Annotated in this window: 1 pseudogene; it reads right to left on the reverse strand. The window is 63.1% G+C overall.

Annotation, left to right across the window (positions count from 1 at the left end):
* Positions 1 to 1,252, reverse strand: a pseudogene (locus tag FW764_RS28040) (hypothetical protein); the annotation flags it as partial.

Raw genomic sequence — 1,252 nt, forward strand, 5'->3', positions numbered from 1 at the left:
ACGGTTATCGAGGCTGGCGCTGTTGAGGGTCAGCGCCATGGCGCTGAGCAATTCGCCGCTGCGGTTGCTGATGGCGCCGGTGGTGGTCAATTGCTGCGCCGCGCCGCTGCTGAGTCGGCCGCCGTCGTTGTTCAGCGTGGCGGCTTGCAGCCTGAGGTTGCCATCGCTGCGCACCGTGCCTTGTTGGTTGTTCAGCTCATCAAGGGTCAGTTGCAGTGTACCGTTGGCCAGCAGGCGCCCGCCGTTGCGGTTGTCGAACTGTTTGCCGCCGAAGGACAGGTCGTTGACGCTGGAAACCTCACCGCCCTGGTTGTCGAACTGGTCGATATTCAGGTTCAGGTGCTGGCCGCTGATAAAGTGACCGCCACGGTTGATCGCGACCCCGGCATGGGTGACGCTCAACAAACGGTCGCCCTGCAGCAGGCCTTGGCGGTTATCCAGGGTCAGGCTGCCCAAGGTGGTGGTCGCCGCGACTATTTTGCCTTGGCGGTTATCCAGCGCAGTGGTGACGAACACCTTTGCGTCATCGCGTATTTTGAGTTCGCCTTCGGCGTTAATCAGGCTGTTGGCCTGCAGGTCCAGGCTGGAGGCGGCAATCAAGCCCTTGGTGTTGTCCAGCGCCTTGGCGATGCGCACCAGCAGCCCTTGCTCGCTGAGCAATTTGCCGCCGCGGTTGTCGAGGCTGTCGGCGGTGAAGCCCAGCGCCTGAGCGCTGGAGATTTCCCCGCCCTGGTTGTCGACGCTGTTGAGGTTACTCAGCAACAAGCGTCCCGGGGCATTGATCACACCGCCCTGGTTATTCAGGTGGCCGCCATTGAGGTCGAGGCTGACTTCGCCCTGGCCGAACAGCCGACCATCGTCGTGCTGATCAAGGCTGGTGACACTGGCATTAAGCGTCTGCCCGGCGCTGATGCGCCCGCCCGCGCTGTTGTCCACGTGGCCGGCGTTCAGGTCCAGGCGCACGCCGCCGCGCACGGTGCCATGCTGGTTTCTGAACGGGCCGGTGACAGTGAGGCTTAACCCCTGCCCGGCCGAGACCAAGCCTGTCACGTTGTCCAACGCCGCCAGTTGCAGCGTGACCTGCGCCTGGCTCGACAATTCGCCACTGCGGTTGACCAGTTGCCCGATGCCCGCCGTCAGGTTGCCGGTGCTGGTGACGAGGCCACCTTGGCTGTTGAGCAGTTGATCGGCAGTTAGTGCGAGGCTACCTGCGCTGAGGATGCGGCCTTGGTTTTGGTTGTCGACTTGAGTA

Source organism: Pseudomonas sp. 1152_12, assembly GCF_052850675.1.